This is a genomic window from Alteromonas sp. G4i35, assembly GCF_054960375.1.
This window is the reverse complement of sequence record NZ_JBHNZD010000003.1, coordinates 153,533-168,074: the sequence shown is the minus strand read 5'-3', so window position 1 is coordinate 168,074 and position 14,542 is coordinate 153,533. Positions and strand designations below refer to the sequence as shown.

The following is a 14,542-nucleotide window of genomic DNA, read 5'->3' as shown; positions in this document are numbered from 1 at the left end:
GATCTCAGCGATTAATAAATGGTTTTTATTAATCGCAAGATTAATTCGATTTTACAAATGAAGCAACAATGTCGATACTTATTTTTAACAAATGCATTGGAGATAGAGAATGGCGGGATTTAACAAAGTTGTATCCTCATACGAAGAAGCAATGGCTGGCCTTGAAAATGGTATGACAGTCATTGCGGGCGGTTTCGGGTTGTGTGGTATACCCGAAGGACTGATAGGCCAAATTAAGAAAATGGGCGTATCTGGACTTACTGTAGTTTCTAATAACTGCGGTGTAGATGGATTTGGCTTGGGTCTTTTACTAGAAGACAAACAAATAGCAAAAATGGTGTCTTCTTATGTAGGTGAAAATGCCCTGTTTGAAAAACAACTGCTTAACGGTGAGTTGGAAGTTGAGCTTACACCTCAAGGAACGCTGGCGGAAAAAATGCGCGCTGGTGGTGCTGGCATTCCTGCCTTCTACACTGCCACAGGTTATGGTACGCCTGTTGGTGAAGGAAAAGAAGTCAAAGAATTCAACGGTCGCCCTTATATTCTTGAACATGCTATTACTGGCGACTTTGCCATTGTAAAAGCATGGAAAGCAGATACTTACGGAAACTGTATTTATCGCCATACAGCACAAAACTTTAATCCTATGGCCGCTACTGCAGGTAAAATCACTGTGGTTGAAGCAGAGGAAATTGTAGAGCCTGGTGAATTGAACCCTAGCGAGATCCACACTCCCGGGATTTATGTAAACCGTGTCATTCAAGGTTCATTTGAAAAACGTATTGAACGCCGTGTAGTTAGCAAGGAGTCAGTGTAATGCTTAGTAGAGAACAAATCGCAATGCGCGTCGCTCAGGAATTTAAAGACGGCGATTACGTTAATTTAGGCATTGGTATCCCTACCCTTGCAGCTAACTATGTACCAGATGACATCAGCGTGATGCTGCAATCAGAAAACGGCCTTTTGGGGATGGGACGCTACCCGACTGAAAGTGAAATTGACGCTGATATGATAAACGCTGGTAAAGAAACGGTAACGGCTATCACAGGCGCATCTATTTTTAGTAGCGCTGAGAGCTTTGCCATGATCCGCGGCGGCCACGTTGATTTTACTGTACTTGGCGCATTTGAGGTTGATGTATCGGGCAATATTGCGTCTTGGATGATACCGGGCAAACTCGTTAAAGGCATGGGCGGTGCTATGGACTTAGTTGCTGGCGCGAAGAACATAATAGTTACCATGACCCATACCGACAAACACGGTAACCCAAAACTACTTGGCGAATGCACCTTACCGTTAACCGGTGTTAACTGTATTACGCGCATTATTACCGACTTAGCGGTGCTGAGTGTTGAAGACGGCGCATTTGTGCTTCAAGAACGTGCACCGGGCGTCAGCGTAGACGAAATTAAAGAGAAAACGGGCGGAAAGCTTGTTGTTCCTGAAAATGTACCTGAAATGCAGTTTTAAACTCTGCGTTTAATTGTGCTTTTCATTTAATTGTGCTTCGCAATGTCGCGCTTATCATTCAGCATTTATGCTCTTGTGGTAAGCGCGCGCCATTGAGTTAACTCACATTTTTGCTTTAACTTTATATTCTTCGTTGAGTAACGATTGTTACAAGCACCTGCCTTCAGTCTGCAAACTCATAAGCCTTTCCAATAAACCTTTAAATGCACCGTGCATTAAGGGATAATGCGCCCGAATGTCATTTTAAAAAGGCTATACCTTCTTGCTAGTTACTGATTTACCTGTTCACCACAAAATTATTTCAAAGCTCGAAACGAAAAACATTTCGACGCTAACCGAAATTCAAGAACGCACTATGCTGCCAGCTATTCAGGGCAAAGATATTATTGCGTCATCAAAAACGGGGTCAGGTAAAACCTTCGCCTTTTTAGTGCCAGCTATAAACAGGCTAATGTCGCAAAAAGCCCTTAGTCGTCAAGACCCACGCGCACTTATTCTTGCGCCAACTCGAGAGCTAGCCAAACAAGTTTTCATTGAAGCTAAATCAATGTGTACCGGGCTAAATCTTACTTGTTCACTTATTGTGGGTGGTGAAAATTATAACGACCAAGTTAAAGCGCTTCGCCGTAACCCTCACATTATCGTTGGTACCGCTGGTCGTGTAGCCGACCATCTATTAGATAAAAGTGTGTATTTAAACGGTTTAGAGTTGCTTATCTTTGATGAAGCCGACCGAATGTTAGACTTAGGCTTCTCTGCTCAGCTTAAAATGATTAACGACTATGCTGATCACAGAAAGCGTCAAACTATGTTGTTTTCTGCCACGCTCGATAATATTGAGCTAAAGCATATGACAACGCAGTTAACCAAAGGCGCTGTCCGTGTAGCTGTAGGAGACTCAACCGCAGAGCATGGCGATATCGAACAGAAGTGCTTCTTTGCAGACAATGTTGATAACAAAGATCAAATTTTACAGTTTGAACTAGCCAATCGTACCTACAACCAAGCTATCGTATTTACAGCTACCCGTGAAGATACCGATAGAATTGCAGCACTGCTTAACGAACAAAACTTAGAAGCTATTGCGCTTCGTGGTGATATGCTACAAAGCCAACGCGCAGCAGTAATGAGTGCGTTTGCTCGTGGACAGCACAGTATTCTGGTTACTACCGACCTCGCCTCTCGTGGACTAGATCTATCAAAAGTTGGATTGGTGGTTAACTTTGACCTTCCTAAGAACGCGGATGAATACATTCACCGTATCGGCCGTACAGGCCGTGCTGGGCAAAAAGGCGAAGCATTCTCGCTAATTGGCCCTCGTGATTGGAACAGTTTCGAGGGGCTTAAGAATCACCTTCAATATGCGTTAGAGTGTTCACCGCATGACGAATTCTCGGCGTCTTTCAAAGGTTTTACGCCGAAGAAAAAAGTATCGAAACAATCAAATGCAAAAAGTGGTAAAAAGCGCGTAGCGAAACCAGCAAAACCTGGCACTAAAAAACGTGTCGATACCATGTCTGGAGAAGACATTGGTATGGTTCCTGTGAAACGCAAGCCAAGAAACACTCTGTCTGACGACGACGAGTAAAACTCTATATCGTAGTTTGAACCATCACCGCCGCTAGTCACAATTCACTATTGAATAGCGGTGTGTAACCTTTCACATTGTTTTTAATCACATTTCCTGCAGCCCTTTGATGGAACACTTCGCCATCATATGCTCTACTACGCATATAGAAACAAGTCGATTGTGCTGACTACACGCTTCAACTGTTTGTAACAAAGCGTGTAAGCGGCACAAACTCCCCCTTTAAAATGGATTTTAACCACATGAAATTTATAAAGTTCGTATCGTTAGCCTTGTTTATAGTAATAGTCGTTGTGGCACTTTCCTATGAAAAAATAATAGCACGCGTATTGTTGCCGCAATACATAGAGTGGGCACATGAAACAGATATGAAAGGCTTAAAAATAGGTCAACCGTTGAACGAACAAGAATTGGCGCTAGCATCGGAGATAGGCATAAAACAGCCTAAGAAAGTAAGAATTGTTTATGTAGATGAAGTGCCATATCCCTACGAAAACTTCGCGCTTAAAGTGTTTGGCGAAGCCGTTGGACTTGTTGGAGAAGGAATAATAAATAACGCACAAGTTTTCGGCTATTCGATTTATGCTCGTAAAGATTTCGAGCTTAATAGACCAAAGTTAGCCCACGAATTAGTGCATGTGTTACAGATTGAACGAGCCAGTTTAGATGAAGTTGTCACCCAACACTTTTTCGACATGGCTGAATACGGTTACGATAAAGCCCCACTAGAAGTAGAGGCGTCCGCAGCCAATATAGTATACAGCGCTGATTGGTAATTTGTATTCACCAAGGATTGCTTTTTAGGGCGGCGGTGATTGTTTACAGTAGCGTTTGTGTTAAAGGTTCGTTTGAGAGAAGATACTGACAATCCTACTTTTATTCGACTACTTCCGTTTTGTGCCAAAATCAGAAGTCGAAGCTCGAATCGTTGACCTTCCGCTCTTTGTCTGAAGCGGACTTCCGCAAAAGTTATGTCCAACGTCCGCTAAACGCTCATAGCTGTCGCTTAAGTACTAGCTTGGGGAAGACAGTTACTGACAAAATTTCGACTATAAGATCGATTTTTGTTAAACATCTTTATTAAAAATAAGGTTCCACCCACTTATTGATTTTACTGGGCAGTATTAAACGACTTATTTACTGTAAACACTAAGCTTCTGCTAATTTAGATTGATATAAAAACCCTCGCTAAGACGAGGGTTTTTTATTGTTGTATTTTTAAAAAGAACTAGAATGTTAACGTATCTGCCTTATTCAACGTGTACAGGACGTATAAATACACGCTTTCCTACAGGTATACGGTTTCGTACTTGATTGGCGCTAGCAGCTTGAGAATACGGTTTTCTTGTTGATAGGTTAGCCCCACATCGCGCCTATCCAATGAATTGTGAAATGCACGCTGCTGTTGATATTATCTATTATCGAATTTTTATTATCAAAAAATATTTGAAACTGATTCGTTTTTTATGGGGCTTATCATTGAAAATCTGAATCTATATCATACACGCCATATTCATTGAGTACTTTAATTTTCGGTTCACTGCATTTGCACCTATGCCACGCTACATGGGTAAGCCTATAAAAAAAGCGGTGTTCTACGAATTGAAGACATAAAACAAAGCAACTTGTGCTGTTTTAAAGAAGATTTTTTGCCCGACATTAATGTAGTAAGTGCGCCTATCTTTAGTTCAGACGGTTCGGTAAGCACCGTTATTAGCTTGTTGGGCAACAGCAAAGAAACACCGGTAAATGCGACAAGCATATACGTACAAGCAGTGCAAAAAGCCAAGTGTAGAAGCCACCCGTAAAATAGCGGGCTATTCTACGGGTATTGGGAATTGATTTTGTAGTGCGCTTGGAATCTTCTTAATCACCCTAACTTCGGCAACTTACCAAATAGTTGAGACGACCACTTGTAACCTGCGTCAATCAATGTGTTGTCAGTGCGTTGTTTAGGGTAAACAAACCAATAGCCCGCCTCTATTTCAAACATTTGATGAGTAAGGCACTGTAGCTTTTGATTGTTTATCCAATTGTTAACCGCTGGAAAAATGCCAAGGGCAATACCTACGCCCATTTCAGCTGATTTAATAATTGAAAAGTAAGAGTCGCACACCACAACCTCTCTAGGCGTAATGTTGGGAAACAGTTGTCGCCACTCTTTAATGCTCTCATCGGTAGTAAGAATAACCTGGTTATTCAATTGCTCTTCGAGTATTTGCTGACTATCGATATGTGAACTTGCATAAATAGTTGAACAGATTGGGCTAGCAGTTACTTTGCATAACAGTTTTGCGTTTAACTCGGGCCAATTTCCATGTCCAAAGCGTATTGCGGCATCGGCAATGTTGGAATCAAAGTCGATGTATTCTGTGCCAGTAGAAATGCGCAACTCCGCATTCGGCTCTATCACTTTAAAATGCATATAGTTTGGAATAAGGAGCTCTTGAGCAATAAAAAGAGGGGTATTTAAGCGCAATACGCGTTTGTTAAACCGCCTATCAAACTCATTAAAGCTGCTGTGATAGTGCATCATTATTGGCTGAATACTTTGATAATAAAACTTACCTTCATCGGTTAGCGTGAGCGTCGGGCCATTTCGCTTAAATAAACGCACACCCAAATACGCTTCGAGGCTTTTTATATGTTGGCTCACCGCCGGCGGCGATACGCACAGGCGCTCAGCCGCTTTTCGAAAGCTCTTGTACTGGGCTGCATAATAAAAAACAGGTAACCATTGGATAGGAGGTGGGTTCACAGTACTCGCTCTTTACTCTTTTTGCTCTTAAGTCAGTTTTAGGTGTCTAGGTAGTACGTGTATTGACCTTAAATGCACAGATTTTTGATGCTTAAAGATTAGTAAAACTTACCTTAAGTTAACAATAAATGAATTTTAAAAGCCGAATGGTCAGATTAACTTAACATCATCGTTGTTGCTAGTTGCTTTTAATTTATTGTCTAAAGTGGAGAGTTATTGATGAAAGATAACAAAGTGGCCCTAGTGGTAGGGGCAGGTGATGCCATTGGTGGTGCCATTGCCAAGGCTTATGCGCTGAAAGGTTTTACCGTATGTATGGCCAGGCGAAATGCGCAGTCACTATCTGCCTATACTGAAACCTTAAGGGCAGAAGGTTTTGATGCTCATGGGTATGGCGTTGATGCCAGAAATGAAGAGCAGGTAGAGCAGTTATTTGCTGACATTGAGGCCAATATTGGCGTTATAGAAGTGGTGGTTTTTAATATTGGGGCAAATGTGCCCATGAGCATTCTCGACACAACTGCTAAGAAGTTTTACAAAATATGGGAAATGGCGTGCTTTTCGGGCTTTTTGGTGGGGCGTGAAGCCGCGCGCAAAATGATTCAGCGCAATAGCGGCACCATTATTTTTACCGGTGCAACTGCAAGCGTTCGTGGTGGCGCATCTTTTGGTGCATTTGCCAGCGCAAAACACGGGTTGCGAGCGCTTGCCCAGTCGATGGCACGAGAGCTTGGCCCGAAAAATATTCATGTTGCTCACGTCATTATTGATGCCGCCGTTGAAACACAGTGGATCAAAGATAATCACCCCGACTATGCAACATTGTCATCAAAAGATGGTGTGGTGCAGCCTACAGATTTAGCTACAAACTATGTAATGCTGCACGAGCAACCCAGAAATGCGTGGACATTCGAATTAGACATACGTCCATGGGTAGAAAAATGGTAGACCAAGATTCGCCCATTAAAGCAATAAATTAACCACTTAACAAATAAAAAAGAGAATTCTGAATGAACCAACAAATAGATTTTTATTTCGACATTGGTAGCCCAACGGCGTATTTCGCGTATGGCGAGCTTAAAAGAATTGCCAGTACTTACAATGCTGATATCGCTTACGAGCCCATGCTGCTGGGTGCAGTACACAAGGCCACAAACAATGTATCTCCCGGTGCTGTTGCCGCCAAGGGACGCTATATGCTGAAGTATGACTTGCCAAGATATGCCAAGCTCTACGGTATTCCTTTTATTATGAATCCACACTTTCCTATTAACACGCTAACCATAATGAGAGGCTGTTTTGCAGCCAAAAAAATGGGCGTTTTCGAAAAGTATCTAACCGTATTGTTCAACGCAATGTGGGTGAAAGGGCTGAACGTTGGAGTGGAAGAAATACTGCGGACCGAGCTAATTGAAAATGGGCTGGACGCTGATGCGCTTTTATCACTCATTGAGACCGATGATATTAAAGCGGAACTAAAATTAAATACTCAGAAAGCAGTGAAAAAAGGCTGTTTCGGTGCGCCTACCATGTTCGTGGGCGATGAAATGTTCTTTGGTCAAGATCGCGTGTTTTTCATAGAAGATATGGTAAAAGTATAAGAAGAACAAACGCTATTTACTACCCTTTATACCAGCTGAATTAAAGACTTGTTTCGCATACTCAGATTGAAGTTTGGTAATGAAGTGATGAACTAATTGTCCGCCACATAGTTGAGTTCGCAGGCCATTGGTACTGAATAATTGTTCGTGAAATGTGAAAGATGGTGCCTCAACAAATTAATGCTCAAGCTCTATTTTGCGGTAGGACTTTTAAGCCCCAAAATAGAAATTTCGCTGAATGACAAAGTCTTCAAATGACGGTGGTTCTAGTACTTCATCTAACGGTGGTGCTCTGCATGTGTTGGCAGTAATGGGAGAGCCGTTTTTGTCTAAGTGCATCAATATCTTGTTGATGATAGTAGGCTGTGTAATACAAGCGACAATTTTGACATTGATGCTCTCACACGCTTCGCAAATGGTAATATCAATGTTGAATACTCGCTTTAACCGCTGAGCCCACGACATACTGCGGGCGTGGGGGCAAATACCCCGTAAAAACGAGTAAGATTGAGTCTAGGTGGTGGCACAAGTGCAGCAAGTTTGCCTATGAAGTCAATCGGCGAAAAGAAAACGTGAGTGGCACCATCTGTATATGGCATCTTGAGTTCATATCTGACGTTGCCTGTGGAGGTTAGACTTAAGCGTTTTTCACTCACCGCTGGCCTTGCGATGTATCTGCAAAGGCGTTCGAATTTATCAGATTGGTGGGTATCAGCAAAAAAACCTACATGTAAGCTAAATCCAGCTATCTTTGCGAGTTGACCAAAGTTTTCCGAATCTTTGGCTGGAACTGCTTGTAGGCTGAACACTTTTTTACCTGCATCTGGCCCCACAGCGATACGATAACTAACCGATGCGGCCTGTAATGGCAATAAACTATCTTCATCATCAATCTGCAAGTTTAGAAAGGTGTTGTCCATGTCACGTTGGATCTGTCCTGCTTTTTCCAGATATTGTACGATTCGATGGCTGATGGTGTTGACAACCCGCTCCATATCGCTATGGCTAGGGGCTTTGACACGTTTGAATGTGGTTTGACCTCGCTCTTTTTTGACGACGCCTTCTAGAAATAGCATGTGGAAGTGGATATTGAGATTCAGTACACTACCAAATCTTTGGATATAAGCCACTGCCTCGGTCTTGGCTTGCTTTTTCAAGTAACCTGCTCGATGGATGATGTCAGTGGAAATTGTGCGAAGAATGATTTGCATGACTTTACTGAGCTCTTTGGAATATCTAGCGAGCAATAAACGCAGTGGGATAGGTAAGCTTAGCACCCATTGGCGGACTGGGTGGCCTCGAAGAACATCATCAACTAGCAACTTGGCACTCTCTGCCGTACGTCTTGCCCCACAACTTGGGCAGAACCCCCTGCGTTTGCAACTGAACGTGACCAGCTTCTCATGTTTGCAGTCGTCACAAATAACACGCAAAAATCCGTGTTCAAGACGACCACACTTAAGAAATTCGGCAAACTCTTTTTCCAAATGGCGTGGTAACGACTTTCCTTGATCTGAAAGCTGCTTTATAAATTCTGGATAGTGACTTTCGACTAATTGATACAGCAATGTCTGCTCTGGGCGATGTCGTTTATAGGTAGAGTATTGAGCTACTAACAAATGCATCCTTGCCAAGGATTGGCATTTCAGTGTGCAGATGAAGTTGGGTTTGGTCTACTGTCCTTTGAGGTGGAAAAACTCCTTGTCCCGATGTCCGCTTTACGCTCGAAGCCGACATTGAAGGCTATTCAAAGGAAGCTATATCTCACTCCCAACACGAAACGCCAAACTCAACACACAAAAAAACGAGTGCTTAAAAGCACTCGTTTTCAATTGGCTCTTTTACGTGGCCTAGCCCTCGTTTCCACGCTTAGCCTAGCGTGTCGAAAAGCCTCAGTCGACGATAAGTGTTACTAAGTTTAAACTTAGTACTCCCACCATCCTTCTTGCCACCACTCCAAAAACTCTTCAAAGTCGATGTAACCGTCGTCGTTACTATCGATAAGCTTAAAGCCTTCTTGTACGTGGCTAGCTTTCGTTTTTGGTGAAATAACGGTTAGAAGCTCGATGAACTCCGGCAAATCGATTTGGCCGTTGCCATCACGATCGAAAAAGCTGAAGTCCTTTCTAATTTCTTCAATTTTAGATTCTGAAAGTTGAGTGCTCACTCGCATTCCTTATTTCAACTGCAATAAGCACGAGTGTAACGCCCTTCTTTCTAGCTGTCTACGCCTGATTTTCTTTTGCTTTAAGTGCGCGTAAACGTTGAGCTTCTGCTTTTTCCTGACGCTTTTGTTCCATGGTCAAACGCGCTTCCGTTCCTACGTGCTCTTGTTGACGCTCTTTTGCCAGCTGAACCTGTTTTTCACGTTCTCTAAAGCGAGCAATTTGATCGTCGGTATGGGTACCAAAGCAGTGTGGGCAGCTTACACCCGGCTCATACTTATCACTCTGCTTGTCTTCTTCAGTAATTGGAAGTCTGCACGCGTAGCACTGCTCATAATGGCTTTTCTCTAAGTCATGGTTAACTGCAACGCGATTATCAAATACAAAGCAATCGCCTTCCCACAATGACTCTTCTTTCGGTACATCTTCAAGGTACTGTAGAATACCGCCTTCTAAGTGATAAACCTCGTCAAACCCCTGCTCTTTCAAGTAAGCCGTCGATTTTTCACAGCGAATACCACCGGTGCAGAACATAGCCACTTTTTTATTTTTTGACGGGTCGAGCTCTTTCGCTACGTATTCAGGAAACTCACGAAACGTTTCGGTTTTAGGGTCGATAGCGTGTTTGAACGTACCAATTTCAATTTCATAACCGTTTCGCGTGTCAATAACCGTAACATCTGGGTCGCTAATAAGTGCGTTCCAGTCTTTAGGTTTTACGTAAGTACCAACGGTTTTGCGAGGGTCAATACCCTCAACGCCCATGGTCACAATTTCTTTTTTCAGTTTTACCTTGGTGCGATAGAACGGCTGTTCATCGTGAAGAGATTCTTTGCAAGAAATAGGATTAATACGCTCGTCGCTGTTTAAATAAGCAAGTAATGCGTCGATACCTTCACGGGTACCAGAAACCGTACCGTTTATCCCCTCGTGGGCAAGAAGAAGTGTACCTTTAATGCCATTAGCTTCCATTGTTTCGAGAAGCGGTTGGCGGATTTCTTTGAAGTTTTCAAGCGCAACAAATTTATACATTGCGCATACAATATATTTAGACATATTTTAACCTTTGCTGATTGGAGCGTAAGACCAGTGCAAAAATGCGGCGCGCAATATAACAAAAAGGAATGATAAAAACTAGGGCGGATACGAATTAGCGCTCCTACGTCAACCCAAACTTAGCACGCAACAACGAATTGAAATGACTGCTATGCAATATTCTCAAAAGATGTGAAGTGTGACGAATTTTCTTGTTGTGAATGGTATTCTTTATCTTGTGATGAAAGGATATCGTATAGCAGCGTATTATCTTCCTTCACGGTGTTAGCGTATTCCTTTTTCAACCGCTTTTGTGTTGCCAAACTACAATTATCTACTACATCGTCGGGTAGACGTTTAGCATCATCAGTTTGTGAAAGTGGAGAGGGATTCATACTTAAATATAACCTTGCTGCCGCATAGTCTTGAGATACTAACTCAGACAAAACGCGCATTCTGCCCCATTCGCTTTCATTAGCAGCTAGCGATGGCCTTCTATAATAATTTAACGATGCAAGCTTGGATTCGATGCTGCTTTTATCATCAGATTCTGACGCAACCGCTTCAATTTCAAATGGCTCGGCAACACTATGTTGCTGCATAGCAAGATATAAAGAGAACAACGCTCCCTGCGCAGATGCTTTAGCAAGCACACCACTGCGCTCCCAGTATATACTGGGGTCAATAGGTATTTGCTCACGAGCTTCGACAGTTTCTTGCGACATTCTTATTTACAACTTCATATGTATACTTATGTTTTCGGCAAGATAATGTTTTTCTTAAGCTTATTATCTAAAATTAGATATACTCCTATAAAGTAATCGCGTGCTCATTCATGGATTTGAAATGCAATTTAGCAACAAACAAGTACTGATTGTTGAAGACCAACGCCCTTTCCTTCTTTTATTAAAGGGGCTGATGCATTCGATGGGCGCATCTGATGTAGTTACGAAGTCATCTGCTGAACAAGCGGTATCACTATGTAAAAAGCATAAGTTTGATATTGTAATTTGTGATCTACACTTGGGAGCTGACAACAAAAATGGCTATGAGCTCATTGAAGAGTTGCGTACTCGAAGGCTTATCAGTCCCACATCGGTGTTCATTCTGATAAGCGCAGATAGCGCTCGACCGGTAGTGTTGGGCAGTATTGAACGTAGACCCGATGATTTTTTAATTAAGCCCTTTTCTCAAGTTCAGCTGAAGTCTCGTATTGTTCGTGCGTGGCAGAAAAGACAGTTTCTCCAGCAAGCGTTTAGTCTCGTTGAACATGGTGAAATAAACAGTGCAATCGACCATATCGAAGCGTTACTTGACGCCCCTTCCCACTATAAAGGTCACTGTGAACAGCTATTAGTCGAGCTATATTGGCGTATAAAGCAACCCGATAAAGCGCTAGATGTATTACGTGACTACATTGACGGAAAACCCGTGCTGTGGGCACAAATAGCTATTGGAAAAACTTACTTGCTTTTAAAGGAATATGAGAAAGCGATTTTAATTGCCAAGAGAACGCTAAAGCGAAACCGGTTCAATGCAGACGCTCACGATATTCTTGCGCAAGCACACCAAGCCACGACATCTGGCGACAAAGCACTAGATGCAATAAAAGAAGCAATAAAACTGTCGCCCTACTCCCTACCCAGGCATTTCAAAGCCTGTGAAATAGGTCGGCAAAATGACGATTTAGTGCTGGCAGCGAGTTCAAGCCAAGCGATCTGGGATTTATCGAAACGAACCGTTCACAAAACAAGTTTGCACTGGTGCGGTATTATCCGAAGCCTTTTAGATGTCGCAGAGTTTGCAGACGACAAGCGCCAGCGCAATAAGTATCAGCAAGAAGCATTACTAACTCTGCAAAGAGGAAAGTTTGATGAACATCTTCAAAAAATGGACAGAGATTTTGACGTAGATATATTTGGTACAATCGTCAACGCTAGAATTAGCGCTATAGACGGCAAACTGATTGATGCCAAACGCCACTTAACAACGTCACAAACACTTCTTGACGATAAGTACACGGGTGTTCCTACCGCGTTTATTCCTGACAGTATTAACGTTATGTATAAACTGGGTGAGTTTGATGATGCGCTACAGTTGAATGCACTTTTAACTTCAAGACAGGATGAGCTCGACCAAAACAGTTTAAACATGCTTGATGCGCAAGCCCTCAATGCTCAGAAAAACTTAGCCAGTTATCAACAGTTCAACCGCGAAGGCATTCAACACTATCAGCAGCAAGATTACGAACGTGCTAAAGCTTCGTTTGCCCTTGCTCAAGGCTTTGCTCCTGTAAATACAGGGGTTGCGCTTAATCTATTGCAATGTCTTCTACAAATTGCAATCAAAGAAGATAAAGCCGAAATGAAACTCATTAATGAGTGTAAGCGGCTTTTTAAATTGATTGACGATATGTCACTTAAGGCGCCTTACAAAGAAAAATACAGCAACCTTAGAGATGAACTCTCTAAATATATTGGCTTTTGAATTAGAAAACTGGTGAGCTATGAAATTGTTAGTTTTTTTAATGGTGGCAATTTTAATCAACGAGGTTAGCGCCAATGAACAGGCGCTAAGTCAGAACGAGTCTTTTATACTAGCCGATGCTGGTATTCACAGAATGACATTTGAAGAGCTAAACAGTGGTGTAATATTTCCGGTTTATAAAATCGCACAGCCGACTATTTCATAGGACTAGGTGTTAGTTGGGCAGTTCGAAGTGTGAACACAGCTGATATTATTAGTAAGAGCGCGCTCACTAAAAAAGTTATTTCCAAACCTCCAGAATCAAAAAGTATCCCACCCACTGTTGACCCCAAAGCGATTGACAATTGAATAACCGCAACGAGTAAGCCACCGCCTTTTTCTGCATCTTCAGGGAATGTTTTAGGGATCCAAGCCCACCAACCGACTGGCGCTGCTGTAGAAACTAAGCTCCAAATGCCAAGCAATATGGTCACGCCTGTCACCGAATACTCAACAAAAACTAATCCACAAGCAGTAGCGGCCATAATAGTCGGAATTACTATCAGCGTAGGATAAAATGCCTTTTTTAGGGGAATGTTGATCAACATTGTACCTGCGAAGCCTGAGGCACCTATCAGCATCAAAATTAACGACAACGTGGTAGCATCTACTAGAGTCACCGTTTCTAGGAATGGTCGAATATAGGTGTAGAGACTGAACTGCCCCATGAAAAACACGCCCACAGAAAGCATGCCAAGGAGAACAATTGGTCGGCGAAGCAATGTGAACGTGGCTAATGCGTTACGCATGCTTTTTGACTGCTTTTTGACTGGCATTGAAGGTAAACTTATGTACTGCCAAAGCAACGCAATAAAAGAGACTGGAATTAGGCATAAGAAGGCACCGCGCCAACCTATTAAAGTGCCAAGATAAGCTCCAAGAGGGGCAGCAATTACGATGGCAAATGCATTTCCACTATTAAAAATTACTAACGCCCTAGAAACACTTTCCTTAGGAACTAATCGCATCGCAATTGCGGCTGACATTGACCAAAAACCACCAACAACTGCCCCTATGAGTGCACGACCTATCATGTAGGTGTAATAGCTATTTGCAAAACCAATAACGGCACCTGACACACCCATCAGTATTGTTAATATCAGCAACAAACTTTTGCGATTCAAACCATTTGTAATAGTCGTTATAAATAAGCTGGTAAAAACGGCGAAAGCACCGGAAATTGCAATCCCTTGCCCTGCCATACCTTCCGTGACATCTAAGGAATGGGCGATTGGCGTAAGCAGACTCACTGGCATAAACTCGGAGGCCACAAGTGTGAAAATACAAAGTGCCATCGCGAATACGCCACTCCAGTACGAAGGCTTTTCATCGAAATTTGTACATTCACAGACCAACATCTGTGAAACCTTACTTGATAGTTCTTTCATAAGACTCTTTT

General features: G+C 42.5%; 14 protein-coding genes and 1 pseudogene. 9 read left to right on the top strand and 6 right to left on the bottom strand.

Features of this window, described 5'->3' with window-relative positions; genetic code table 11:
• Positions 1 to 109: 109 nt before the first annotated feature.
• The 5 genes from ACFI6L_RS02695 (at position 110) to ACFI6L_RS02675 (ending at position 4,866) form a co-directional block, all read left to right on the top strand.
• On the top strand, positions 110 to 817 hold the full coding sequence (locus ACFI6L_RS02695) for a CoA transferase subunit A (protein WP_014949520.1): 708 nt from the start codon (positions 110 to 112) through the stop codon (positions 815 to 817).
• A complete protein-coding gene (locus ACFI6L_RS02690; RefSeq protein WP_014949519.1) occupies positions 817 to 1,470 on the top strand; it encodes a CoA transferase subunit B in 654 nt (217 codons plus the stop codon). The genes ACFI6L_RS02695 and ACFI6L_RS02690 overlap by 1 nt, the downstream gene beginning before the upstream one ends.
• 262 nt (positions 1,471 to 1,732) lie before the next feature.
• Positions 1,733 to 3,058, top strand: a complete 1,326-nt coding sequence (locus ACFI6L_RS02685; protein WP_014976575.1) for a DEAD/DEAH box helicase — start codon at positions 1,733 to 1,735, stop codon at positions 3,056 to 3,058.
• A gap of 242 nt (positions 3,059 to 3,300) precedes the next feature.
• The gene (locus tag ACFI6L_RS02680; RefSeq protein WP_069944406.1) at positions 3,301 to 3,834 is read left to right on the top strand and encodes a hypothetical protein; all 534 of its coding nucleotides are present in this window, start codon (positions 3,301 to 3,303) and stop codon (positions 3,832 to 3,834) included.
• A gap of 873 nt (positions 3,835 to 4,707) precedes the next feature.
• The gene (locus tag ACFI6L_RS02675; RefSeq protein ID WP_462573380.1) at positions 4,708 to 4,866 is read left to right on the top strand and encodes a hypothetical protein; all 159 of its coding nucleotides are present in this window, start codon (positions 4,708 to 4,710) and stop codon (positions 4,864 to 4,866) included.
• A 62-nt stretch (positions 4,867 to 4,928) separates the two neighbouring features.
• Here the strand turns inward: ACFI6L_RS02675 and ACFI6L_RS02670 are convergent, their stop codons facing one another.
• Positions 4,929 to 5,816, bottom strand: coding sequence for a LysR family transcriptional regulator (locus ACFI6L_RS02670; protein ID WP_462573379.1), 888 nt, complete (start codon positions 5,814 to 5,816; stop codon positions 4,929 to 4,931).
• Between the two features lie 219 nt (positions 5,817 to 6,035).
• Between ACFI6L_RS02670 and ACFI6L_RS02665 the strand changes: the two genes are divergently transcribed.
• Both ACFI6L_RS02665 and ACFI6L_RS02660 read left to right on the top strand, forming a co-directional pair.
• A complete protein-coding gene (locus ACFI6L_RS02665) occupies positions 6,036 to 6,764 on the top strand; it encodes an SDR family NAD(P)-dependent oxidoreductase (RefSeq protein ID WP_462573378.1) in 729 nt (242 codons plus the stop codon).
• Positions 6,765 to 6,826: 62 nt separating this feature from the next.
• Entirely contained in the window at positions 6,827 to 7,417 is a 591-nt protein-coding gene (locus ACFI6L_RS02660; RefSeq protein ID WP_462573377.1) for a DsbA family protein, read from the top strand.
• Between the two features lie 210 nt (positions 7,418 to 7,627).
• Here ACFI6L_RS02660 and ACFI6L_RS02655 read toward each other — a convergent pair.
• From ACFI6L_RS02655 to ACFI6L_RS02640, 4 genes and pseudogenes are all read right to left on the bottom strand, one after another.
• Positions 7,628 to 9,042, bottom strand: a pseudogene (locus ACFI6L_RS02655) (transposase).
• Between the two features lie 299 nt (positions 9,043 to 9,341).
• Entirely contained in the window at positions 9,342 to 9,590 is a 249-nt protein-coding gene (locus tag ACFI6L_RS02650) for an EF-hand domain-containing protein (protein ID WP_039220280.1), read from the bottom strand.
• Between the two features lie 52 nt (positions 9,591 to 9,642).
• The gene (trhO, locus tag ACFI6L_RS02645; RefSeq protein WP_014949513.1) at positions 9,643 to 10,638 is read right to left on the bottom strand and encodes an oxygen-dependent tRNA uridine(34) hydroxylase TrhO; all 996 of its coding nucleotides are present in this window, start codon (positions 10,636 to 10,638) and stop codon (positions 9,643 to 9,645) included.
• A gap of 149 nt (positions 10,639 to 10,787) precedes the next feature.
• Entirely contained in the window at positions 10,788 to 11,342 is a 555-nt protein-coding gene (locus ACFI6L_RS02640; protein WP_014949512.1) for a VC2046/SO_2500 family protein, read from the bottom strand.
• Between the two features lie 121 nt (positions 11,343 to 11,463).
• Here ACFI6L_RS02640 and ACFI6L_RS02635 point away from each other — a divergent pair, with 121 nt between their 5' ends.
• Together ACFI6L_RS02635 and ACFI6L_RS02630 are read left to right on the top strand one after the other, a co-directional pair.
• A complete protein-coding gene (locus ACFI6L_RS02635; RefSeq protein WP_462573376.1) occupies positions 11,464 to 13,104 on the top strand; it encodes a response regulator in 1,641 nt (546 codons plus the stop codon).
• A gap of 19 nt (positions 13,105 to 13,123) precedes the next feature.
• Positions 13,124 to 13,309 (top strand): hypothetical protein, encoded by a 186-nt coding sequence (locus ACFI6L_RS02630; protein WP_462573375.1) that lies wholly within the window; start codon positions 13,124 to 13,126, stop codon positions 13,307 to 13,309.
• Here the strand turns inward: ACFI6L_RS02630 and ACFI6L_RS02625 are convergent.
• Positions 13,299 to 14,531 (bottom strand): MFS transporter, encoded by a 1,233-nt coding sequence (locus ACFI6L_RS02625; RefSeq protein WP_462573374.1) that lies wholly within the window; start codon positions 14,529 to 14,531, stop codon positions 13,299 to 13,301. The two genes, ACFI6L_RS02630 and ACFI6L_RS02625, sit on opposite strands and share 11 nt — an antisense overlap.
• Positions 14,532 to 14,542: the final 11 nt, after the last annotated feature.

Bases quoted from the DNA above. Each gene is read 5' to 3' on its own strand.
- ACFI6L_RS02660 (WP_462573377.1), top strand. From the start codon at position 6,827: ATGAACCAACAAATAGATTTTTATTTCGACATTGGTAGCCCAACGGCG.
- ACFI6L_RS02625 (WP_462573374.1), bottom strand. From the start codon at position 14,531: ATGAAAGAACTATCAAGTAAGGTTTCACAGATGTTGGTCTGTGAATGT.
- ACFI6L_RS02640 (WP_014949512.1), bottom strand. From the start codon at position 11,342: ATGTCGCAAGAAACTGTCGAAGCTCGTGAGCAAATACCTATTGACCCC.
- ACFI6L_RS02680 (WP_069944406.1), top strand. From the start codon at position 3,301: ATGAAATTTATAAAGTTCGTATCGTTAGCCTTGTTTATAGTAATAGTC.
- ACFI6L_RS02630 (WP_462573375.1), top strand. From the start codon at position 13,124: ATGAAATTGTTAGTTTTTTTAATGGTGGCAATTTTAATCAACGAGGTT.
- trhO (WP_014949513.1), bottom strand. From the start codon at position 10,638: ATGTCTAAATATATTGTATGCGCAATGTATAAATTTGTTGCGCTTGAA.
- ACFI6L_RS02665 (WP_462573378.1), top strand. From the start codon at position 6,036: ATGAAAGATAACAAAGTGGCCCTAGTGGTAGGGGCAGGTGATGCCATT.
- ACFI6L_RS02635 (WP_462573376.1), top strand. From the start codon at position 11,464: ATGCAATTTAGCAACAAACAAGTACTGATTGTTGAAGACCAACGCCCT.
- ACFI6L_RS02690 (WP_014949519.1), top strand. From the start codon at position 817: ATGCTTAGTAGAGAACAAATCGCAATGCGCGTCGCTCAGGAATTTAAA.
- ACFI6L_RS02650 (WP_039220280.1), bottom strand. From the start codon at position 9,590: ATGCGAGTGAGCACTCAACTTTCAGAATCTAAAATTGAAGAAATTAGA.
- ACFI6L_RS02695 (WP_014949520.1), top strand. From the start codon at position 110: ATGGCGGGATTTAACAAAGTTGTATCCTCATACGAAGAAGCAATGGCT.